This is a genomic window from Myroides sp. C6-3, assembly GCF_050522425.1.
GTDB lineage: Bacteria > Bacteroidota > Bacteroidia > Flavobacteriales > Flavobacteriaceae > Flavobacterium.
The window spans coordinates 1-20,405 of the sequence record NZ_JBMVQP010000037.1 but is presented as its reverse complement, the minus strand read 5'-3'; the positions used below and the strand labels follow the sequence as shown (position 1 = coordinate 20,405).

General features: G+C 33.7%; 25 protein-coding genes. 10 read left to right on the top strand and 15 right to left on the bottom strand.

Annotated elements, in window-relative coordinates; genetic code table 11:
- Positions 1–21: 21 nt before the first annotated feature.
- The 4 genes from ACPDG9_RS13590 to ACPDG9_RS13575 all read right to left on the bottom strand — a co-directional run bounded on the left by ACPDG9_RS13590 (position 22) and on the right by ACPDG9_RS13575 (position 3,739).
- Positions 22–1,479, bottom strand: coding sequence for a polysaccharide biosynthesis C-terminal domain-containing protein (locus ACPDG9_RS13590; protein ID WP_430528264.1), 1,458 nt, complete (start codon positions 1,477–1,479; stop codon positions 22–24).
- A gap of 26 nt (positions 1,480–1,505) precedes the next feature.
- Positions 1,506–2,261: a PdaC/SigV domain-containing protein gene (locus tag ACPDG9_RS13585; protein ID WP_430528263.1), complete on the bottom strand. Its 756-nt coding sequence runs from the start codon at positions 2,259–2,261 to the stop codon at positions 1,506–1,508.
- Between the two features lie 247 nt (positions 2,262–2,508).
- Complete coding sequence (locus ACPDG9_RS13580) at positions 2,509–2,979, bottom strand: Lrp/AsnC family transcriptional regulator (RefSeq protein WP_430528262.1); 471 nt, start codon at positions 2,977–2,979, stop codon at positions 2,509–2,511.
- A 493-nt stretch (positions 2,980–3,472) separates the two neighbouring features.
- The gene (locus ACPDG9_RS13575) at positions 3,473–3,739 is read right to left on the bottom strand and encodes a hypothetical protein (protein ID WP_430528261.1); all 267 of its coding nucleotides are present in this window, start codon (positions 3,737–3,739) and stop codon (positions 3,473–3,475) included.
- Here ACPDG9_RS13575 and ACPDG9_RS13570 point away from each other — a divergent pair.
- Positions 3,739–4,323, top strand: a complete 585-nt coding sequence (locus tag ACPDG9_RS13570) for a helix-turn-helix domain-containing protein (protein ID WP_430528260.1) — start codon at positions 3,739–3,741, stop codon at positions 4,321–4,323. The genes ACPDG9_RS13575 and ACPDG9_RS13570 overlap by 1 nt on opposite strands.
- Before the next feature lie 85 nt (positions 4,324–4,408).
- Here the strand turns inward: ACPDG9_RS13570 and ACPDG9_RS13565 are convergent, their stop codons facing one another.
- Positions 4,409–5,251, bottom strand: a complete 843-nt coding sequence (locus ACPDG9_RS13565) for a hypothetical protein (protein WP_430528259.1) — start codon at positions 5,249–5,251, stop codon at positions 4,409–4,411.
- A 273-nt stretch (positions 5,252–5,524) separates the two neighbouring features.
- Positions 5,525–6,385, bottom strand: a complete 861-nt coding sequence (locus tag ACPDG9_RS13560) for a hypothetical protein (protein ID WP_430528258.1) — start codon at positions 6,383–6,385, stop codon at positions 5,525–5,527.
- 255 nt (positions 6,386–6,640) lie between these two features.
- Between ACPDG9_RS13560 and ACPDG9_RS13555 the strand changes: the two genes are divergently transcribed.
- On the top strand, positions 6,641–7,318 hold the full coding sequence (locus ACPDG9_RS13555; protein ID WP_430528257.1) for a prolyl oligopeptidase family serine peptidase: 678 nt from the start codon (positions 6,641–6,643) through the stop codon (positions 7,316–7,318).
- 31 nt (positions 7,319–7,349) lie between these two features.
- Here ACPDG9_RS13555 and ACPDG9_RS13550 read toward each other — a convergent pair whose 3' ends face one another.
- From ACPDG9_RS13550 to ACPDG9_RS13540, 3 genes are all read right to left on the bottom strand, one after another.
- Positions 7,350–8,195: a hypothetical protein gene (locus tag ACPDG9_RS13550; RefSeq protein ID WP_430528256.1), complete on the bottom strand. Its 846-nt coding sequence runs from the start codon at positions 8,193–8,195 to the stop codon at positions 7,350–7,352.
- Between the two features lie 427 nt (positions 8,196–8,622).
- Positions 8,623–8,913 carry a DUF4919 domain-containing protein gene (locus ACPDG9_RS13545; protein WP_430528255.1) on the bottom strand — a complete coding sequence of 97 codons (291 nt, stop codon included), beginning with the start codon at positions 8,911–8,913 and terminating at the stop codon, positions 8,623–8,625.
- A 49-nt stretch (positions 8,914–8,962) separates the two neighbouring features.
- Entirely contained in the window at positions 8,963–9,280 is a 318-nt protein-coding gene (locus ACPDG9_RS13540) for a DUF4919 domain-containing protein (RefSeq protein ID WP_430528254.1), read from the bottom strand.
- Between the two features lie 50 nt (positions 9,281–9,330).
- Here ACPDG9_RS13540 and ACPDG9_RS13535 point away from each other — a divergent pair, with 50 nt between their 5' ends.
- Positions 9,331–9,531, top strand: coding sequence for a hypothetical protein (locus tag ACPDG9_RS13535; RefSeq protein ID WP_430528253.1), 201 nt, complete (start codon positions 9,331–9,333; stop codon positions 9,529–9,531).
- Positions 9,532–9,627: 96 nt separating this feature from the next.
- On the opposite strand, the gene ACPDG9_RS13530 is transcribed toward ACPDG9_RS13535, so the two are convergent.
- Both ACPDG9_RS13530 and ACPDG9_RS13525 read right to left on the bottom strand, forming a co-directional pair.
- Positions 9,628–10,218: a hypothetical protein gene (locus tag ACPDG9_RS13530; RefSeq protein ID WP_430528252.1), complete on the bottom strand. Its 591-nt coding sequence runs from the start codon at positions 10,216–10,218 to the stop codon at positions 9,628–9,630.
- Entirely contained in the window at positions 10,219–10,533 is a 315-nt protein-coding gene (locus tag ACPDG9_RS13525; protein ID WP_430528251.1) for a hypothetical protein, read from the bottom strand.
- Between the two features lie 102 nt (positions 10,534–10,635).
- Here ACPDG9_RS13525 and ACPDG9_RS13520 point away from each other — a divergent pair, with 102 nt between their 5' ends.
- A complete protein-coding gene (locus ACPDG9_RS13520) occupies positions 10,636–11,184 on the top strand; it encodes a GNAT family N-acetyltransferase (protein ID WP_430528250.1) in 549 nt (182 codons plus the stop codon).
- 168 nt (positions 11,185–11,352) lie between these two features.
- On the opposite strand, the gene ACPDG9_RS13515 is transcribed toward ACPDG9_RS13520, so the two are convergent.
- The 4 genes from ACPDG9_RS13515 to ACPDG9_RS13500 all read right to left on the bottom strand — a co-directional run bounded on the left by ACPDG9_RS13515 (position 11,353) and on the right by ACPDG9_RS13500 (position 14,119).
- Positions 11,353–11,961 carry a TlpA disulfide reductase family protein gene (locus tag ACPDG9_RS13515; RefSeq protein ID WP_430528249.1) on the bottom strand — a complete coding sequence of 203 codons (609 nt, stop codon included), beginning with the start codon at positions 11,959–11,961 and terminating at the stop codon, positions 11,353–11,355.
- Between the two features lie 48 nt (positions 11,962–12,009).
- Positions 12,010–12,321 carry an Arm DNA-binding domain-containing protein gene (locus tag ACPDG9_RS13510; RefSeq protein ID WP_430528248.1) on the bottom strand — a complete coding sequence of 104 codons (312 nt, stop codon included), beginning with the start codon at positions 12,319–12,321 and terminating at the stop codon, positions 12,010–12,012.
- A gap of 162 nt (positions 12,322–12,483) precedes the next feature.
- Positions 12,484–12,975, bottom strand: a complete 492-nt coding sequence (locus ACPDG9_RS13505) for a HEPN domain-containing protein (RefSeq protein WP_430528247.1) — start codon at positions 12,973–12,975, stop codon at positions 12,484–12,486.
- Positions 12,968–14,119 carry a DUF262 domain-containing protein gene (locus tag ACPDG9_RS13500; RefSeq protein WP_430528246.1) on the bottom strand — a complete coding sequence of 384 codons (1,152 nt, stop codon included), beginning with the start codon at positions 14,117–14,119 and terminating at the stop codon, positions 12,968–12,970. Before ACPDG9_RS13500 ends, ACPDG9_RS13505 begins: the two co-directional genes overlap by 8 nt.
- Before the next feature lie 726 nt (positions 14,120–14,845).
- On the opposite strand from ACPDG9_RS13500, the gene ACPDG9_RS13495 reads away from it, so the two are divergent.
- The 6 genes from ACPDG9_RS13495 to ACPDG9_RS13470 all read left to right on the top strand — a co-directional run bounded on the left by ACPDG9_RS13495 (position 14,846) and on the right by ACPDG9_RS13470 (position 20,326).
- Complete coding sequence (locus tag ACPDG9_RS13495; RefSeq protein WP_430528245.1) at positions 14,846–16,117, top strand: tyrosine-type recombinase/integrase; 1,272 nt, start codon at positions 14,846–14,848, stop codon at positions 16,115–16,117.
- Positions 16,114–17,034: a hypothetical protein gene (locus ACPDG9_RS13490; protein ID WP_430528244.1), complete on the top strand. Its 921-nt coding sequence runs from the start codon at positions 16,114–16,116 to the stop codon at positions 17,032–17,034. The genes ACPDG9_RS13495 and ACPDG9_RS13490 overlap by 4 nt, the downstream gene beginning before the upstream one ends.
- A gap of 176 nt (positions 17,035–17,210) precedes the next feature.
- Positions 17,211–17,510 (top strand): DUF3853 family protein, encoded by a 300-nt coding sequence (locus ACPDG9_RS13485; protein WP_430528243.1) that lies wholly within the window; start codon positions 17,211–17,213, stop codon positions 17,508–17,510.
- A 95-nt stretch (positions 17,511–17,605) separates the two neighbouring features.
- Positions 17,606–18,610, top strand: coding sequence for an AAA family ATPase (locus ACPDG9_RS13480; protein ID WP_430528242.1), 1,005 nt, complete (start codon positions 17,606–17,608; stop codon positions 18,608–18,610).
- A gap of 370 nt (positions 18,611–18,980) precedes the next feature.
- Positions 18,981–19,931 carry a CHC2 zinc finger domain-containing protein gene (locus ACPDG9_RS13475; RefSeq protein ID WP_430528241.1) on the top strand — a complete coding sequence of 317 codons (951 nt, stop codon included), beginning with the start codon at positions 18,981–18,983 and terminating at the stop codon, positions 19,929–19,931.
- A 95-nt stretch (positions 19,932–20,026) separates the two neighbouring features.
- Positions 20,027–20,326 carry a plasmid mobilization protein gene (locus tag ACPDG9_RS13470; protein ID WP_430528240.1) on the top strand — a complete coding sequence of 100 codons (300 nt, stop codon included), beginning with the start codon at positions 20,027–20,029 and terminating at the stop codon, positions 20,324–20,326.
- The last annotated feature ends 79 nt before the right edge of the window (positions 20,327–20,405 follow it).

Here is a 20,405-nt window from a genome sequence, read left to right as displayed (position 1 = left end):
CCCTGCTAATGCAGGGCTTTTTTATTTTCTAAACATTCGTTTGAATGTGTTTTTTTCTTGACTGTAGACAACGACTCCAAAAAGGAGAAGCGCAACAAAACCAACGAGATAGTTTTCTCTGAAGTGATAAAAATAGACATAGGACAAGAGAATGGATAATCCTAAGTATAGACCAATGGCTTTTTTGTCATACGGAATAGGGTAGTATTTTTGCCCTAATACGTAAGATACCAACATCATCGAAGCATAAGCGAGTAACGTTGCTATTGCTGATCCCATGTATCCCCAAATAGGAATTAACGCGTAGTTGAAGATTAGGGTTAATACAGCACCAAAAATAGAGATATAAGCACCCATACTTGTTTTGTCGCGTAGTTTATACCAAACAGATAGATTGGTGTAAATACCCATGCACAAATTTGCTAAAATGATGAGTGGAACGACAATCATCGCATCCCAATAACTTTCATTTCGGATGAATAATACCTTTAAAACATCTGCAAATACAACAACCCCCAACATAATCAAACTTCCCATTAAGATGAAGTATTTGGTTACAGTGGCATATTTGGTTGGGGCATCGTCATTTTTGGAGTAATTGAAGAAAAAGGGTTCAATCCCCAAGGTATAGGCTTGTCTAAACAACACCATAAAAAGCCCTAGTTTATAACAAGCTGCATATTTCCCAACCTCAGCAGAAGCAATATCAGCGGGCAGTAAACGTTGGAGTAAAATCTTGTCAAAGCTTTCGTTGATGGCAAAGGCCAATCCCGCTACCATCACAGGGAAACTGTAGCGCAACATTTGTTGTAAGAGCTCCTTATTGAACTTGAAATTTAGCTGGAAATAGTTCTTAGTAAAAGCTAAAAATGTAGCTGCACTAGCAACTAAATTGGCTATAAAAATGTATTCTACTTGAAAATTGTCTACATAAATAGAGGCTATAAAAGAAGACGGCGCTTGCTGTGCCCATAAGGGCAAGAAGTATAAAAAGACAACATTGAGTACCGAGTAAATACAAACATTTCCGATTCGAATCGCACTGTAATAAAGCGGGCGTTGATCGGCTCTCAATTTTGCAAAAGGCACAATAACCAAAGCATCCAGAATCAAAATCCACAATACATAGTAAAGGATGGTAGTTGGAATGTGCAGTAGCGCAGACCAAAAATCAACAAAAGCAAAACCCAAAGCACCAAAAACTAGCGTTGTTCCAATTAAAAACAACAGGCTGTTGTTGATGACTTCTTGCTTGTTGTCGCGAGCATTATAAAATCGAAAGAAAGCAGTTTCCATTCCGAAGGATAAAACGACGTTTAACAACATCATGATGGAAAAGATCACGCTATACGCTCCGTAGGCGTCATTTTTCATCAGATCCGTGTGAAACGGAACTAAAAAGAAACCAATTACTTTTGGAAAAACAGCCGCTAAACCATAGATGGCTGTTTGTTGAAAAATTTTTTTATAAATACTCACAGTGTCGAGCGTTAAGGGTCAATGCGTTATTTTTCTGTTGTTGTAGGTTCAAGGTTTATTTTTAGGAAAGGGAGCACACTCGCTTTTGGAAAATCAATTTTGGTTGGTCCATTGTATTGAGCGGTATCATCAACAGCATTGTATAAGAATCCAACAGTATCTTCATAAAAGAAAATGCTCTCAGGATATTCCAATTGGTTGTTGTTTGTCCAAATATCCATTTTGTCTTTGAGTTGCAATGCCATTAATTTTTGCAACTCATCCCAGTTGCCAATTAAGTCTTCCATCTTATAGAGCTCTCCTGTTTTAGGATTGAAATTTAAGGCTGCTTCACTCTTAAAGCCATAAGCCCCTCCAGCAAAGGTGTAATATTCTAAAGCTACGGAAAGTAGATCAGCAGAATAGAAGGTTATATCTCCCTCTACTTCGGCTTTCCAAGGTAGTGTCTCGTCAGGGTATTTGGTCTTGAAGGTATTGTAATTAGCGATGTAATTTTTAGCTAATTCCTCAGGTGTTTTACTTGTCGCTGTTATAACGTCCACCGCAACAATTTCATCTATCGTTCCCAATATGCGCTGGTTGATCACCGTTGCAATTTCGTGTTCTTGATTGGTGATGACAGGAATACTCAGTCGAATTGACGTGCATTCATCTTCTATACAATTGTCTGTTGTTTGTACAAACTCTCTTTGTTCAAATTGCAAGACCTCTTGTGACTTGTCCTTTGTGCCACAACTAATTGCGATTATCACTAGGAGAAATACGTTAATATAATTTTTCATAGACTTACTTTTCATACAAAACTAAGGATTAATGTGCTGAAAACGAATAAAATTTGTAAAATACACCTTGTAAATACAAGATAATTTTGTTTGCTAGCTTCCTTTATAGTACGAGCTAAATAAGTCAATAGCGGGAAGTATGCGCTCTAATTTAGGAGATTAAAAAGCAGGAATAAGGGATAAGCCCAATACAAGGCCTGTTTTTTGATTGATGTGGCGCAAATACCTGATGTATTGTTAGCGTAAACTACAACAGGTTTATTTTGATATTGTGTTCATTTTTAACTTCACGCATAACGAAAGAACTGTGTGTACTCCCAATACTATCAACCATCGCTAATTTGTTGAAGACAAAATCTTGATAATGGCGCATATCATTGGCATATACTTTAAGTAGAAAGTCATATTCACCAGAAATGTTGTAGCATTCTACAACCTCTTCAATATTTAAGATGTCTTCGATAAATTTATTGTTAATCACGCGTTCATGTTGTTTGAGCTTAATGTTGCAGAATACCACAAAGCCACGATTCAATTTTTCAGCGTCAATCAAGGCGATATACCCTTTGATAAAACCTTCTTGTTCGAGTCGTTTTACGCGTTCAAAAACAGGAGTAGATGATAAATTCACCTGTTGTGCGAGTTCTTTGGTAGTTACATTCGAGTTCTCTGACAATAAATTGAGTAACTTTAAATCGATTTCGTCCAAGTTATGCATGTTTTCCTATTTTTTAAGTATTGTTTTACAAAGGTATACGAAAACCAATAGGATTGGTAAAAAGTACAACAGGATTTACACCAATTAGAGTAAAAAGATGCAAGTAAGTGCAAAGGTTTATTATATTGGGGTTTCATTCATAGAGCTATGTCCTATACAGATTTGTTGAAACACATCGATCAAAAGGTAACTTTAACTGTTGAATAAAAGGAGATTGAGTCTTCTTTTATTAGTGTGTAGAAATGGAGTTGACGTCAATTTTTAGTACAAGAAGAGGCCATTTGTGTAAATTTTGTCTTTGTGAGTGAAGGGCTTTTAAAGTCTTATATTTTAGATGAAAAAGGCAATGAAAATGTTAATCTCTTTGGTTGGGAAGGGTGGTGGATGGCCGATTTTCAAAGTTTTCTTTTTCAAACGCCTAATACATTAGCTATCGACGCGATGGAAGATGGTGAGTTCCTTAAAAATAAAAGAAGAGCAGCTGCTCTCCTTTTTAGGTATGTGATAATAGCGGAATCATTGTTTGCTGTTCTGTGAAGTATGGAACTAGCGAAGGCGTAACAAATAAAGTTAGATCTTCTTCTTTGTAGGGGGTGAAGGTATAATCGTTTGATATAGGAGTAAACCCTAAGGTAATGCGGGTTGTGTGTTCAGTAGCCAGTGCATGGAAGGCGTCCTCTAGTTGATTTTGGTTGAAATAATACGCATTAAAAATCAATAAGTGGTCACCTTCTTGTTGTGCAATAAGCAAAGTTCCCAATGGTATTTAGTTTCCGAGACATAGACGAGATGATTTTGCCGACGAATTACAACTTTTTAAATGTATTGGTCGAGCAGCCAGTAGTAACCCTACAACAAGAGGATCAGACTATTTTTGATCAGTATATCCTTCTCTTTCAACAACAGAAAGAGACGGTGTCTATCTTTCAAGCGGATGCTTTGCGTTATCTTTTGTATTCGTTTATTGCACAGGTCAATCGCGTGTATCAACAAGAAGAGCAAATCATGCAACCAAGTTCGCGCAATGACACTACGGTATTTCAATTTTACAATTTTCTCCATCAGCATTACCTGGTGGAGAAATCGGTACGCTTTTATGCCGACCAGCTCAATTTGACTCCAAAGTATTTAACTACGCTGATTCGAAAACAAACGGGCAAGTCAATATCAAAGGTGATCACAGAATTGGTGCTGATTAAAGCCAAAACCTATCTAACAGCTACTGATTGGCCCATTTATCAAATAGCTGAACAATTACACTTTGCGGATTCCACGACGTTTTGTCGCTATTTTAAGACCTATGTCGGTCAAAGTCCTATGCGATATTGCGAGACTAACCGTTGATTATTAGTGCTGTAAAATAATAAAGCCGATGCGTTTTAGTGTTCATCGGCTTTGGTGTTTTCGAAAAAGTGATTCATATATTACTCTATTTTGTATCCTCTTTGTGGTGATAACTATACGTAATTTCACTAGGAAGAACCTTTGCTGTTTTATCATCTTTATAGTATCTCTTTGCGTGAACAGGAAGTTTTGCATCATTGTACGTATATTCAATAGTAGTTGAAGCTGAATTAGATTCTATTGAGGTTATATTATGGGGAAAGGTATAGCTATAAGGAAAAACATAGTCATACCCCATAAGGAAACCCGTCAAGTCTAAAGGAAGATTAGCAAATGGGTTCGTTTGATTATCATACGTAATTTTATTATTCTGTCCATTTAGTTTGATCGCGTTTATTTGATTTTTACTGTTGTAACTGTAATCGACAAGAAGATTCGCTAAAGGTGTGTCGTTTTTGATCATTTGCCCTTTTTCATTATGGGTAAATGTGCTGTTAAAAGTAAATTTCTGACTAACTAAATTATAGTCAGCGCTAGATAGTAGGTTGTTGATATAACTGTAACTATATTTATGACTGTACGCATTGTTGTTTTTGATGCCAAAAAACTGTAGTTGATCTTCTTTATTTAACACGTAATCCATAGTAGAATTGTAAGTTACCGCTATTTCATCGTTTTTATAATGATCCTCTTTGTATAAGATGTGTTTTAATTTATTTTCATCATCATATACCATCTCTAGTGTATTCACCATCAATAATACAGAGGGGGTGCCGTCGTACATTTTTCTTTCAATGGTGTTGATGAAGTATTGACTTTCAGTTATTTCTGGTTTGTCTGGTCCAGGGTTATTACTGTCGTCTGAGCTACAACTAGCGAAGATGAAAAATGCACTTACTAGTGCAAATGATTTTAAAATTTGTCTCATGTTAAATATTTTAACTAAAAACAATATAAAATACTGTAAAAGCAAAACTAATATAAACCAGTTACTTTATGTTTTTGTTTACTTGCTTGGGGTAGCTTATAAAATCAAAGAATAGAGACAAAGAGATTGTACAATCAAACGTAACTTACGTTCTTTCAATATAGCCAATGCGTGTATGACTTTTGAAGAAAAAATAAAAGCGTGGAGTCGTTTAATGGTTTGGTGGGAGTAATAAAAAAACCGATTAGTTTGCTAATCGGTTCTTGGTGTATCTTATTTTTTTACCTCTGTTTCTTTCACCGTGTAAGTATAAGTGACGTCAAAGGCTACTACGTTGTCTTCTCTTTTGCCATCGTAATAGATCGCTTTTGTAGGTAAATTAGCTTCATTATAAGTGTAATCAACATCTGCGACTTCATCTCCTATGGTAAATGAAGTTACGTTATTGGTAAATACGTAGGTATAAGGAAATACGTAATTAAAATTAATTAACAAACTAGTGAAATCGTATGGGAGATTGTAAAAAGGAGATACTTTATCATCATAGGTCAATTTTATATTTTGGCCATTAAATTTAAATCTATCGATTTGATTCTTTTCGTTATAATAATAATCAATGAGTAAATTGGCTTCCAGTGCTTTATTGGCAATCATTTGTTTCTTTTCATTATATTGAAAACTACCTGTGAACGCACCACCTCGAGCCACTAAATTATATTTTGTTGATTGTAATAGATCATCCATATATGTGTAAGTGTATTCTTCAATAATCGCAGTACCATCTTTGAGGGTGAATGTTTCTAATCTTCCTTGCGTATCTAATATATGATTCATTTCAAAGGATTGTTCTCTCACAACTTCGTTGTTAGTATAACCTGTATCCGTGTATAAAATTTTATTTAATTTGAAATCAACGTCGTATTCTAATTTGTAGTTCACGTGAAGCAAATAGCTCTCATTTACTTGTTCGTCTTCATCATAAAAATTTTGTTCGATAGTATGTAAATAGTATGTTTTTTCGGTAGCGATTGGCTCAGGTTCTGGGCCTTGTGTACCTGCACTATCATCTGAGCTACAGTTGAACAGTAATAAGCTAAAACTTGCAAAGAATAAAGGTTTGATTGATTTTTTCATTTAGTTTAATTTTATTTTTTTACGTTTTTGTTTAAAAATAAGATATATTGTATAGGTCTTAAATAAATTATACTATTATTAACATAAATTATAGTTGTATTTTTTAAGCTTTCTTTTTTTATTTGATGTTTTTTATAGTAAAGCCTTGTGTGTCAGGCTATTGTTTTGTCGATATCTTGAGGAGGCTGAACTTGACAATTGTAATTTTTTTCTGGTTGTTTTGTTAGAATACAACTATATTTAGATAAAAAATCTATGCGTTTTATCCTGTGTATTATAGGGTTGATTTCCTTGAATTTAGGCGCTCAACCCCAAGCTGTTTTAGATCAAACGACTTATCAGTTTTGGCTCAATGCCCCAACAGAAGTACAAGAAAAGAATCCCTTAGTCATCTTTTTACATGGAAGAAGTTTATCAGGAACCAATATTGAACGGGTTAAACGTTACGGTCCCTTGAGGGGAATAGAAAAAAAGGGATTGGAAATTCCCGCTTATTTAGTTGCACCACAATTGCCTTCTGGACCTTGGAACCCCGATAAAGTTGATGAGATTGTACAATATATGATTGAGAATTACGCGATTGATGAAAGTCGAATCTACGTTACAGGGATGAGTTTAGGCGGTTATGGAACCTTAAAATATGCGAGCCAATACACCCATCGTCTGGCTGCGGCTATTGCTATGTGTGGAGGAGGTGAAAGTAGAGATGCTTGTCATTTGACAAGTCTACCTATCAAGTTAATTCATGGTGATAAAGATTTTATTGTCCCGCTCAAGGAATCAAAAAACATACTGAACGCCATTAAGAAATGCAAGGCAAAGGCTCCAGTAGAATTGCAAGTGGTCAAAGGTGGAAATCACGGAAGTATCGAAGACCTATACCGCCATATCGATTTATACAACTGGTTGTTTCAACATACAAAAAAGGAATAGTGCGAAAGCATTATTCCTTTTTTTATTCCCCTTACTTTGGTGTAATTACTTCCTGTTTCTCGTAGGTATAAATAATTTCTCGACCTAAAAGACCATTGTTGTAATATACAACGCGTATCGGTAGATCTGCTTCATTGTAGGTGTAAACAACAGTAGACAAGTAATTACTCGTTTTATATTCTGTTATGTTGTTTGGAAATTTGTACGGATAGGGGTAGGCGAAATAGGCATCAGTTAAATCACTGAGTAGATCAAAGGGCAAATTGTAGAAAGGCGTACGTTTGTCGTCATACGTTAATCTATAATTTACCCCATTGTATTTAAGGTGATCAATCTGATTGAGTTCATTGTATTTCATATCGACAGTTAAACCGGAATAATCCAATGCTTTATTGGAGATACATTGTTTCTTGTCGTTATATGTAAAGGTGCTACTAAAACTCCAATCCCAAGCTAATTTGTCGTAGTGTGCAGTTTGCAAAAGATCGTCTTCATAATGGTAGGTGTACTGATCGATGAGTCTATCTCCTTCTTTAAATGCAACGGTTTCTAATCGCCCTTGCTCATCTAAGGTATAAAAGAATTGAGAAGAAGTGCTGTCTATAACATTTGTGTTGTGATATCGGGTTTGTTGAATATCAATTACTTGAAGGTTAAAAGTGTCGTCATATTGAAAAGTATAGGAGGTGTTAAAGAACATTTCAGGCTTGAAGTTCTCGTCCTCGGAATATTCTTCGTAGAATTTAGAGTGTTCAATGTGGCTGAGATGATAAACCGTTTCTACCGTAGTCTCTACTTTTTTTACATTGTCATCTGAACTACAGCTAGCAAGTAGTAAGCCAATACAGAGTAGGGTATATTTGTTTTTATTTATCATATTTTCGTATTTTATAAGGTGTATGTTTGATTAAATATAATAAATATTGTTATTGTGTTAAAATTATATTGTTATAAATTAACAAAATAAAACGAGGCTGCCTAAATGAAATAGATAAGTGAAATGCGTTCGAGCAAGGTTATTTGCTTACCATTTTCGTACTCAACAGTTATTGTTTGCATAAAATAGTTTTTTTGTGAGCGAGAAATAATTAAATGATGTAATCAAAAAGTTCTGTTTCTTTTACTTTTTTTTGTAATCAAAAGAGTGTCATGGGGTGTAAATTGGAGAAGGCTTTTGTTTTAATCCTTATAAAATTAGTGGAAAATGGATATTGGGTTGTAAGAGAAGAAACTTTGGGAAGAAGGGTAGCTTATAGCTGCTAAATAACAAACCCAAGTGGGCAAAATAGAGGTAGAAATAAGATCTATTTTTGCAATCGACTTACATTGAAATAGAGTCCTGAAATAGTATAATACTCAGGATCGAGCGCTAATAAATCGCAGGTACCGTCAAAGCTTTGCCCCACAGCTTCTATATCAAACAGCTGAAGCATATGATATTCGTGAGACACTGAAATAACATGCATACCCGTTTCACAGGTTAAACCATCGCCAGAAGTGCTAATGGCTTTAGCAAATCCTTCAAAATGTTTAGACCATAATGCCGATTGCTCTTCTTCACCATCAAGGTGATACACATAGGAGAGAAACATCATCGCTGTAAAATCAAAGGGAAATTCGTCTAATACTTCCTGAAGTAAGATTTTAAGCTTGCGGGATGTCTGCAGGATCGGGATCTTTTTGATAATAAGCGTTGAGTTCTTCGTGCTTAGAAAATATCCAATAGGGGGTGTAAGCGCTTTGAAAAACATACCCATAGTACAAATGCTCATATTGACTAGGGCTAAGGGGTGTTGTTCCCGTTTTAAGCTGTTGTAGTAATTGAGGGTAGTAATATTCAGAAGAGGTATCTTGGATATTCTTTTCAATAGTGGCATAAGAGGGAGCCTTAAATTCAGTCTGTTGACTAAAGCAAACAACAGATAGCAGCAAGGCGCAAATGAGAGTGATTTTTTGTAGCATTTTTTTTAGTTTAAAGAAATTAAAAATAGGAAGGGCGTACCGTACATCAAATGCTTTTTGATATGCAGGCGGAAGGTGGTGGACATTACGGCAATGGAGGAGATGGTTTAGTGCGTATTTTAGAGTTTTATCCCGATGGAAAAACAGTAAAAGTAAAAACGTTTTCCCCTTTATTCGCTTTGTCTCCCAAAACGGCTTCCTTGGCACATAAAAAAGATAGTGAAAACGAGTATAGTATCACGTTGGATTAATACGCCACAATAAAATCGTGTGTTAACCGTGTAAAACACGGTGTTATTTTAACCAATCCCCCTTATTTACTCTGAAGAGAATAAGGGGGTTTACTTTTACTGTTTTTTTATTTCCAAGCTTTCTAAAATCGTTTCGAAAACTTCCATTTCCTCTTTGTAATGTTGGACTTTAGAGGGGGCCAATACAATGTTCCACAAATCGTTGTCTACAAAAACAACGATGCGTTTTACTCGTTTGAGAATAGTAGCATCCATGCGTTTGACGTATTCGTGTGCTTCAAAGACGGCTTCCGCAGCAGCATAACCTTTGAACGTAGTAGCTTTGGGTTCTTCTATAATTTTGAAGGTCTTCCATGGAAAATCAGGGTCTTTTGTTTCCCTTTCAATACCACGCAATCGACGGGCTAAAACTTCAACGGGTGTGTCTTCTAAAATAGTTTGACTGTTGGGTTGAGTGAGTAAGTCTTGGATATTGTCAATGGAAAAGATGCTCTCTAGGCCATCATACTTAAGATAATCCAGGTAGAGAATGTCATCTTGTACTCGATTGGTTAGGTCCTGATACACATAAGGTGCTGTTGCTGTCACAAATTGATTGTCGATTTCGTATGATTCTGAACAACTTGTCAATAGTGTGGCACTAAGCAACAGTACACAAGTGAATTTTGATAAATAAGTGAATTTCATCTAGAGTTGGTTAAGTTTTAATAGTGCAAAGTGTAAGTCATCTTGTTCAGCGAAATAATCCTTGATTATTCCTTCTCGTTCAAAAGTAGAATAGTTAAATCCTTCTTCTATGTCGTTGTAATAGAGAACCCAATTATTTTGCCTAGCAACCACCCAAAAATCATTGCCTTCGCGACCATAACTAGATTCTTGCCATTTAACTGGAGAAATCTTAATCTGTTGCCAGTAATCGTGTATAAAAGGCGACATGTTTTTTTCTGCTTTTCTGATTTCTAGTAAAAGATCAGATAAAGATATAGGAGCCCATGCTGTCATTGTTTGGGTATTTTGATAGGATAAAAGTAACGAAATTAGGCTGTATTAGCAATGAATAAAAAATTGTTCTTTACCTTTAAAGGCTATCTTAGAATTTAAATTATGTTAGAATTAAATCTTTCCGAATTTCCTGTTTTGGAAACAGAACGCTTACGCTTGAGACAAAGTGGTTTAGAAGACGCTGAGGTCATGTTTGTGCTTCGTTCGAGCGCTGAGGTCATGAAATATATTCCCATTCCCTTGGCCACTGAAGTTAGTGAAGCAACAGCCTACATTCAATCTCTGCAAGAACGCATGGAGAATAAAGAGTGTATCAACTGGACCGTTACTTTAAAGGAAACAGGAGAAATGATTGGAACTATTGGATTTTATCGCATGAAACTCCCGCATTACCGAACGGAAATCGGTTATATGTTACTGCCGAAGTTTTATGGAAAGGGATATGCGTCAGAAGCTGTTCTGTGCCTACTCGACTATGGTTTTTATTCGCTGGGCTTTCACTCCATTGAAGCTGTCATTTACCCGGATAATATAGGTTCACAACGCGTGTTGGAAAAATGTGGTTTTGAAAGAGAAGCTTATTTTAAGGAAAGTGAATTTCACGGAGGAACATTTGTCGATGTGGCTGTTTATTCTATTTTGAAGAAGTAAAAAACCATTCATACTAATTGGAGTAATCACAACCAAGAAAAAGCGTTGATGGGAATGAAAGAGATTTTAATACGCTACAAAAAATCGTGTCAATAAGATCGTATTGAAACAAAGACAAATTGTAATGTTATAGGCAAGGGATACCTGAAAAAGGTATCCCTTGTTTTATTATTTGTGTTCTTTCAAATAGTGATCTAAGCTTTGAAATAACAGCGTTTCCATTTGTGAAGGACCAAATACCTGAGTGTTCACCCCATTTTCATACACGAGATTGATGGGTAACCCCAAAGTGTCCATTTTGATGTTTCGATCTTCGAGAAAACGACCTAGCATTCTAAAGTTTAGTGGATCGATGAGCTTATCATCGCCCATTAGTTGATAAGTTTTTTCCATTTTCAACTTCTTCATCTTATCGAGTACAACCTTATTTTGTGCGATTTCTCTTTTGTCAAAGTTCACAAAGAGCAATTCGATATTGCGACTTGCTGCATAGGCTTGTAGGGTTGGAATTTCTTTTAAGCACGATTCACACCAACTCGCCCAAAAATTTACCATCGTTGGTTTGGTCGTGGCTTGGGTGATGGAATCGTATTGTGTAACAGAAATGCGATCGATCGCCTTGTTTAAAAGGGCTTCTTCTACTGATGCATCGGTAATAAGTGAAGACTCCGATGTTCCTCCAACAGTGATCTTACCGTAAAATTTATAGTAAGCGAACCCACCAAGTACAAGTAAGGTGAAAGTAATTCCACCGATAAAGTAAAGTGCTTTTTTCATTAGATATGTTTTTTGGTTACGGTATAAGTAGGGGATTGGATGGTTTTGTTACATGATGTGTAAGTAATGGGGTTTTTGAGTTTTACTGATTACTACTTTATAACTTCCGCTTGCTGTACTTGTAAAACAAAAAGCCTGATTAATATGGTTCTTAATCAGGCTTAATTGCGTATTGATAAAATTGTTTTCCTCATTGGGAGGATGGACTCTCTGTTTGGAGTTTTGCCAGTGTACAGGTTTTATGAATAATCCTGTTGAGAATTCTTTTCTGGTTTTAAGGTAGGTGATTCTACATCTGATAGGACATGTACCTTTTTGATTGGTTCTGTTTTTCTGTAATAAAAATAGTATGGTTAGCATGTTTCTTTGGTTTTAGGGTATAAAAAAAGGTATGCCTGTTGGGGTATACCTTGAATATTTTGGTAAGAATATAAATTACTAAATATGTTTTATAATTCTTTTTTTATCTAAAATAGGATTAATTTTTAGTCAGGTAATGTAATTAAAACTAGTACCAATTATCTAGACAAGTGATTGATCAATATAACTAATGACAGTTTTTGCATCAATAAAATAAGCACTTACATCATTGAAGGTTAGGGTAGGATTACCTCCATGAGCAAAAACATTTCGTGCACTATTTAGTGATGTAATAGAATCTCGAATTCTACTTACATTGGGATCTGCATTTAAGAGTCCTTTAAAATTAGTATTCCATTGATCATCAAATTTTTTTAGTGCTTTATGGATATTATCTAAGTTTGGATTGATTGAGCTTTCTCTAAATGATATATCTACGAATTTTTTGACTTGATTACTCTGCCCTGAGCAACTAAAATCAGAAATAATGGTTTTAAAGCACTGTTCTAATGTTCCACAAACTTTTATGACTGCATATTTGGTTAAAAATGGTACTGCATTATTAGTACTTCCTAAGACATCGATAATTAGATGAATTCTTTGTAGTTCAAATTCACATTCATCTACTAGAGTAATTGCAGATTGATTATTCATATTTTAAACCATATAATATTTTAGTAGCAAGATTAATCCTTCCATTTATATGCTCAATATTTGTTGTCCTTGTAGATGAATATTCCTTGAATTTTTCATCTTGTAAAAGCTCTTTATGTTTGCTTTTAAGTTCTTCAGTAGATATTTGATCTCCTAGTACTGAAAGTGCATATTTTGTAGCAATTGATACTGAATCATATATGGTTGGATTGAATCTTGATTGATAAATACCTTCATGTGAGATATTTCTAAATGCTATGTTTCCTAAATTAGCATATAAAAAACTCATCACAGTTTGAAAATCTACTTTTATTTGTCTTATAAAATCCATTTGATTGTGACTCTTTTTACCCATAAAGTCATTTAGGTACATTTTTAGAGAAATTTGACCAGTATTTTCTTTCTTAATATCATCACTCCCTAAAGCCATAAATCTTAGAATAAATTCAAGATCTAGCATTCGGGAATCTTCTACATCAGATCCATAGAGCTTTCTCCAAGTAACATCTTGATTCAAATCAAATAGTAATGTGTTTAAATGTCCCTGATATACACAATTTCTGATTTCTTGAGGCTTTAGAATTTTGCCACTAGTATTTATTCTTTCAAAAATTTGAAACAAGCTAGAGTCATTATCTTTAGGCTGCTTTTGCTCAAAAATAATAGCATGAATTGTTGTTTGGCGAATTTTTTTCTGATCAAACTCACTTAATTCTGTAAATGCTTTTCCTCTCCAGCGATGATTTATTTTATCTGTATTAGTTAACTTGAAAGTTTTATTGTCTTTTGAAAAAACTCCTTTTTTTACGTAATCATAGACAGTCATTATTCTTTGATAACCATCAATTATTAATTTATTGTTATCAGGAGTGTTTGCAAGAAAAATAGATGGGATAGGTAAACCTAATAATATAGATTCTATAAAACGACTAGCTTCAGGTTTATCCCAAACATATTTTCGCTGTATCTCAGGTTTGAGAAGTTCATCGTCATCATACATACTAATTAATTCTCTAAAAGACATATCAGCTCCCCAAGATGTGATATTGAATAAGTCATCATTAGATTTGTCAGTATCTTCAGTGTCGACTTTATCAATGCTAATATCTTCAACTATATTTTCTTCTTTTCTATTTTCTTCCATTTTAATTTGTAATTAGGTGTTATATCTAAGCATTAAATAATTGCTTTTAAAAGAAGCTATAAACATAATGAAATATATAATTTAAATAACTAAGAAAATTAACTATGTTAATAATTAGTTGCTGTCATAAATATGATACACCTCACAGAAATATGGTACACCTGAATGTACTCCTCCAAAGAATAAAACTACATATCCCTATAAAAAGTAGAAAACAAGACATACTGTATTAATAATAAAAAAGAGATTACCTTCGCTGCGCTTCGGTTTTCCCTAATAAGGGTATTTTTCACAAGAAAAACCACGCATTCGTTGCACTCCTGCTTGTTTTTTTATTTGTAACGCCTCTTAGGTGAGCGAGCTCCCCACGAGGCTTATCTTTAAAAGGGATTACCTCCGCTGCGCTTCGGTTTTCCCTAATAAGGGTATTTTTCACAAGAAAAACCACGGCACCGCTTCGCTTTGCCTTGTTTTTTTATTTGTAACGCCTCTTGGGTGAGTAAAACTCCCCACGAGCCTTATACAAATAAAAAAACCACCAACATCCGTTGGTGGTTTTCCTTGCAGAGAGGAAGGGAATATAACCTATATATAAATAGAATATGATAAAATGTTATTATATTGATTTATTGATAGTTATATTTTTAATAAGTCGGTTGAATATCATAAAATAGTATATGATAGTATTAAAATTGGGTGTATATTTGGGTGCTATTACAAATAACTATGACTATAAAAAGAAAGATAACTATTGCTATTGAAAAGAGAAAGAAGGATGGTGTTTTAATCACAGAGAACGTTCCTATTCGTGCAAGAGTAGTATATAATGGTGGACGTGTAGAACTCTTTACAGGCTACCGCATTGATGCTTCCAAATGGGATGAAGCAAAAGAAAAGGTACGCAATGGGTGTACCAATAAGCTAAAACAAAGTTCTTCTGAAATCAATACAGCAATACAAGAGCTATCTACTACGATTGATAGAATCTTTAAAGAGTATGAATTGAAGAATGAAGTACCTTCTTTTGAACTTTTAAAAGATGAAATAAAACGTTACTCTGATAAACAAACCATATCAGCGACAGAAAAGAACCTGTTTACAGCTTTTGACGAGTTTGTCAAGAACAGCGGAAAACGAAATGATTGGACATTGGCAACTTATACCAAATTTAATACTGTTCGCTCACATCTTTTTTCTTTCAAAAGCAATTTTCAGTTTTCAGATATAAACGAAAAGACTTTGTTAGACTACGTTTCATTTCTACGCATTGAAAAGCAGATGCGTAATAGCACTATCGAAAAGCAGATTAGCTTTGTAAAGTGGTTTTTAAAATGGTGTAAAAACAACAATTATACAATTGCCTATAATTTTGAAGAATTTAAACCAAAGTTAAAAGAAACTTCTAAAAAGATAATCTTCTTAACTCAAGAAGAAATCGAACAGATTAAATCAACGGATTTAGGCACAAAGTCATATTTAGAACGCGTACGTGATGTATTACTTTTCTGTTGCTATACAGGACTTCGCTATTCAGATGCTTTTAGTCTAACAAGGCACGACATTAAAAATGATGCTATTGAGTTTGTTACCAAAAAGACAAACGATATGCTAAGGGTAGAATTAAACAAGCACAGTAGAGCAATATTAGAAAAGTACAAAGATGTACCTTTTGAAAAAGGAAAAGCACTACCTGTCATTTCTAATCAAAAGATGAATGACTATATAAAGGAACTTGGAGAGTTAGCAGAGATTAACGAGCCAATCCGAGAAACGTACTATATAGGCAATGAAAGAATAGATGAAGTAAAACCTAAATATGAACATTTAAGTACACACGTAGGGCGAAGAACATTTATCTGTACTGCTTTGTCATTAGGGATACCTGTACAGGTTGTAATGAAATGGACAGGACATTCAGACTACAAATCAATGAAACCTTATATCGATGTGGCTGATACAATTAAAGCGAATGCAATGACTAAATTTGATATGATATGAGTGAAATAAATTTAAAAGAAGTAGAAAATGAGTTTGTTAGGGCTTGCAGTATTTTAGATACTATATTAGAATATTGGGATATAGAGATTAATTCAAGGGGTAACAAGTTTAATTATGAGCATCAACAAGTTTATAGACAAACTCTCCATATGTTGAATCATAATAATTACAAAGGACTACTCAATAACGGAAATGAGGAAGTGAAAAAGTTATTCTTTGAGGATTTAGCTGTCACACTATGTCTTATAATTATTAAATATGAAACTGAAAAAGAGTTATTCAATAAATTAGGTCGTAAAGCATTACAAATCAATGAATTTAGACAATGGATAAAAAGTAGTTTAACTGATGCTGAATTATCCATTGAATTATTTATGAGGTCTAAAATATTGGATAGACAAGAATACTATGAATCAACTTTCTACAATGAAATTGGTTTCTTAGATTTTGACTATCACAAAGAAATTTATGTTTACGCAAAGTATTTGTTATCTGATGTGCAGGATGAATTTGATAATTATAAACAATATTATCAAACCAATATATATGTAAATGATAAGCCAATTTTTGATTTAGTATTAATTGGTCAGATACATAAAGTTTCTAACGGTCTTGTTTTTGAAGAAATTTGTCCATTTGAATTTTATAAAGAAATAAACTTTATATCGGCTACAAATAACTTAATACTACGTAAAGGGCAAAATAATCTATTCTACTATATCATTTATTTGCTTTATTCGTCAATCGAAGATGAAAGGATAAAAGAAAAATGGATGTACTTTATACTAAAGAAGTTTGACTTATCACATACAACATACACGAAGAAATACAAAGAGATAAAAGGAGATAATGTAAGTTTAGAAGCTAAAACCTTCTATAAAGAAATAAACACACTATTAGGGATCAGAGACAATTAAAGGTCTTTAAAGAATTAAAATAACTTGTTAGCCACTTAAAATATTTGTTTAAGTGGCTTTTTTCGTGCTTTAAAGGTTGATATAATCTTCATTTACCACCTACTTACCACTTACAGTACATCGTAGTTTTGAATCGTTCGAACATCACAAAATCGTATAATTTAAAAACTAAAACTATGTATTTAAATCAGTTAAAAGAAAAGCCAGTTTGGCAAATGACAGGAGAAGAACTATTGCAGTTATTACAAACAGTATCTCTAAAAGAGTTTAAAGAGCTTAATTCTCCACAAGAAACGCAACAATCCACAAAGCGTTATGTTTACGGAATACGTGGTATAGCAGACCTACTCGGATGTAGTATTACTACTGCTAATAAAATCAAGAAAGAAGGTCATATCAAAAAAGCGATTATCCAAAGAGGTAGAAAAATTATAGTCGATGCTGACTTGGCATTGGAACTATTCGCTAAAAAATAAAAGGGACAACTTCCGCAAATCATCCCTCTTAACAGCTATTTGTATAATCAAGAGCCTTTGCAAATATAGGCATTGCTCTTATAAACTAAAAGTATATGACTAATAGTAATATTGATAAAGAGTCAATCCAAGATAAAAGCATACGAAGTCTGAATCTAAGTATGTTTAATGTAAAAAGCGTTAACAAATGGCTTGAAATAGGTTCAAGCTTGCCGATTTCAAAACCTTTATTTGGAAGTATATGGCATGAGTATGAAGTTGCTATTCTATTTGCGAACACAGGAAAGGGAAAGTCAATTTTAAGTTACCAATTGTTTGATGCAATATCTAAAGGCAATACGATATTTGGATTAGAAACAACTCAATCCAGAGTGCTTTATTTTGATTTTGAATTATCCCCAAGATCACTTTACAATAGATATACGGATAATACCAATCAAGCTTTTGTGTTTAATGAGAACTTCATACGTGCCGAAATCAACCACGAACAGATTGACATTGAAGATATAGAGATTGAACAGGAGATTTTCAATCACATAGAAAAGGAAGTGAAGAAATACTCTCCTAAAGCGATATGTATTGACAATAGTTCGTTTCTGTCGTCTAATAATGAGAAATCAAAAGATGCTCTTAGCTTTTTAAAAAAGTTGCTAAAATTAAGTAGAAAGGAAGAAATAGCAATTTTAGTATTAGCACACAGACCAAAACAAAACGGATTATCTATGCCTGTAACTTTAGACCACCTCGCAGGTTCTAAAGCACTAAGTAACTTCTGTGATGTATGTTATACCATTGGGGATTCAGTTAAGGATTCTAACATTGTTTACATCAAAGAGCTTAAAAACAGAAATAGAGCGATTGTTTACAATTCTACAAACGTAATAGAGTGTAAAATAACAAAAGACCAAAGCTTATTGAAGTTTGAACTAATTGATTTTACTTCTGAAAAAGAACATTTATACCAGCCTGATGATACATCAGACAATCAATTGCAACAGATAAGCCAATTAAAAGAAGAAGGACTTAATAATGTTCAAATTGCAAAACGATTAGGAATAAGTGAAGGAACAGTTCGTAATAAATTAAAAAAAGCTAAATAATTACGAGGTATTTACGAGTTTTTTTTTATTATAACAAACTGTAATACAGTGTATTAATTTGTATTTTAACTATAATTCGTAATCGTAACCAAAAATGTCTATCAACTCGTAAATATTACGAGCTAACGTACAAATATATTACGATTACGAATTTGGCTCTTTTTAGAATTTAACAATCTAAAAATAAACTACTTATATCTAATATTACCTCGTAAAATACTCGTAAAAATACTTAATATCAGGTGTTTTATTTACAAATCGTAGGAATGTACAGGACAAAAATCCTGTTTCATATCTCCTGCTTGCAATAAAGAATCAAACATCATTCTATTGCCAAAAATAGATTTTTAACCCAACTATTTTAAAACGTATGAATTGTGAATTAGCTAAACAAATTAGCCTAACAGACTTACTTAGAAAGTTAGGTTATACCCCAACCAAAACAATGGGAATTGATTGGTGGTATCTCAGTCCATTTAGAAAAGAAAAAACAGCATCATTTAAAGTGAATATTGCTAAAAACGTGTTTTATGACCACGCAGAGGGATTTGGAGGAACAACACTCGATTTTGTAATGAAGTATAATAATTGTGATATTAAATCAGCTTTAGAATTGCTTAAAAACGATTCTTTTTCTTTTCATCAGCCAATTATTGCGAGTTCTAACATTGCTCGAGAACCAACATATACAATTCAAGCGATTAAGCCATTATCGGACCCAAACTTGATACAATATATCAACGAGCGTAATCTTAGTCTTAAAATGGCTCAAACTTATTGTAAAGAGGTGAATTATACCCTAAACAACAAATCGTATTACGCTGTTGGTTTTCAAAATGAGTTAGGAGGTTTTGAACTTAGAAACAAGTATGTAAAAATGTGTCTTGGTAAAAAGGCAGTTACTTACTTTGACAACAAGAGTGCAAATATTGTCTTGTTTGAATCTTGGAGTGACTACATCAGTTTTCTAACCCTTTATCCAAATGCAGAAGAGCAATATGATTTTTTGATTCTTAATTCCGTATCAATGCTTAATAATACAATAATTAAAACACCAAATAATTATTTGTACAAATGTACAAATGGGGAATTGTATAAATGTATCAATGTACAAATGGATAAAAGTATCAATAATACTTTGTACAAAGAATTAAAGTATGAAAGTATTATTTGTTGTTTCGACAATGATAAAGCTGGAGAAAGTGCCTTTCAAAAAGTAGCTCAGACCTATACAAACGTTGTTGATGGACGAAAACTGTACGAGAATCACAAAGATTTGAATGATTATTTACTAACTATTAACCGCAATGATTTGACGTGAGAATTATCGAGATGTGTCTTTGTCCTTACAAATTGGAAATTTGACAGCCAAAGACCACTCGTTTTTCTCCCGAAGGTCGCAAAATGGCTAAGACGATGAAAAAAACAAAGAAGATAGAATTTAGAGTTACCCTTACAGAAGCTCTAATCATAAAAAACAAAGCAGAAAAAGTCGGCTGTAGCGTTTCTGAATATATCCGAAACACTGCACTTGATTATTCTTTAGCGTATAAATTAACTCCTGACGAAGTAGAAGTTTACAAACTGCTCAACAAATACGCTGATAATTTTAGAAGAATAAGCAATCTTTTTAAGCTTGGCGATACAACAGGAGTTAAACAGCACACCATTGAAACGGCTAATCTAATTCGGACTCACTTACAAAAACTATTGTAAAGATGATAGCTAAAGCAAAATCTTGTGTTGGTGGCACAGCATTATTCAATTACGTAATTGATGATAAAAAGGGATATGA

Coding starts and splice junctions, on each gene's coding strand:
- ACPDG9_RS13585 (WP_430528263.1), bottom strand. CDS start 2,261: ATGAAAAATTATATTAACGTATTTCTCCTAGTGATAATCGCAATTAGT.
- ACPDG9_RS13580 (WP_430528262.1), bottom strand. CDS start 2,979: ATGCATAACTTGGACGAAATCGATTTAAAGTTACTCAATTTATTGTCA.
- ACPDG9_RS13570 (WP_430528260.1), top strand. CDS start 3,739: ATGGTATTTAGTTTCCGAGACATAGACGAGATGATTTTGCCGACGAAT.
- ACPDG9_RS13565 (WP_430528259.1), bottom strand. CDS start 5,251: ATGAGACAAATTTTAAAATCATTTGCACTAGTAAGTGCATTTTTCATC.
- ACPDG9_RS13560 (WP_430528258.1), bottom strand. CDS start 6,385: ATGAAAAAATCAATCAAACCTTTATTCTTTGCAAGTTTTAGCTTATTA.
- ACPDG9_RS13555 (WP_430528257.1), top strand. CDS start 6,641: ATGCGTTTTATCCTGTGTATTATAGGGTTGATTTCCTTGAATTTAGGC.
- ACPDG9_RS13550 (WP_430528256.1), bottom strand. CDS start 8,195: ATGATAAATAAAAACAAATATACCCTACTCTGTATTGGCTTACTACTT.
- ACPDG9_RS13545 (WP_430528255.1), bottom strand. CDS start 8,913: ATGATGTTTCTCTCCTATGTGTATCACCTTGATGGTGAAGAAGAGCAA.
- ACPDG9_RS13540 (WP_430528254.1), bottom strand. CDS start 9,280: ATGCTACAAAAAATCACTCTCATTTGCGCCTTGCTGCTATCTGTTGTT.
- ACPDG9_RS13535 (WP_430528253.1), top strand. CDS start 9,331: ATGCTTTTTGATATGCAGGCGGAAGGTGGTGGACATTACGGCAATGGA.
- ACPDG9_RS13530 (WP_430528252.1), bottom strand. CDS start 10,218: ATGAAATTCACTTATTTATCAAAATTCACTTGTGTACTGTTGCTTAGT.
- ACPDG9_RS13525 (WP_430528251.1), bottom strand. CDS start 10,533: ATGACAGCATGGGCTCCTATATCTTTATCTGATCTTTTACTAGAAATC.
- ACPDG9_RS13520 (WP_430528250.1), top strand. CDS start 10,636: ATGTTAGAATTAAATCTTTCCGAATTTCCTGTTTTGGAAACAGAACGC.
- ACPDG9_RS13515 (WP_430528249.1), bottom strand. CDS start 11,961: ATGAAAAAAGCACTTTACTTTATCGGTGGAATTACTTTCACCTTACTT.
- ACPDG9_RS13510 (WP_430528248.1), bottom strand. CDS start 12,321: ATGCTAACCATACTATTTTTATTACAGAAAAACAGAACCAATCAAAAA.
- ACPDG9_RS13505 (WP_430528247.1), bottom strand. CDS start 12,975: ATGAATAATCAATCTGCAATTACTCTAGTAGATGAATGTGAATTTGAA.
- ACPDG9_RS13500 (WP_430528246.1), bottom strand. CDS start 14,119: ATGGAAGAAAATAGAAAAGAAGAAAATATAGTTGAAGATATTAGCATT.
- ACPDG9_RS13495 (WP_430528245.1), top strand. CDS start 14,846: ATGACTATAAAAAGAAAGATAACTATTGCTATTGAAAAGAGAAAGAAG.
- ACPDG9_RS13490 (WP_430528244.1), top strand. CDS start 16,114: ATGAGTGAAATAAATTTAAAAGAAGTAGAAAATGAGTTTGTTAGGGCT.
- ACPDG9_RS13485 (WP_430528243.1), top strand. CDS start 17,211: ATGTATTTAAATCAGTTAAAAGAAAAGCCAGTTTGGCAAATGACAGGA.
- ACPDG9_RS13480 (WP_430528242.1), top strand. CDS start 17,606: ATGACTAATAGTAATATTGATAAAGAGTCAATCCAAGATAAAAGCATA.
- ACPDG9_RS13475 (WP_430528241.1), top strand. CDS start 18,981: ATGAATTGTGAATTAGCTAAACAAATTAGCCTAACAGACTTACTTAGA.
- ACPDG9_RS13470 (WP_430528240.1), top strand. CDS start 20,027: ATGAAAAAAACAAAGAAGATAGAATTTAGAGTTACCCTTACAGAAGCT.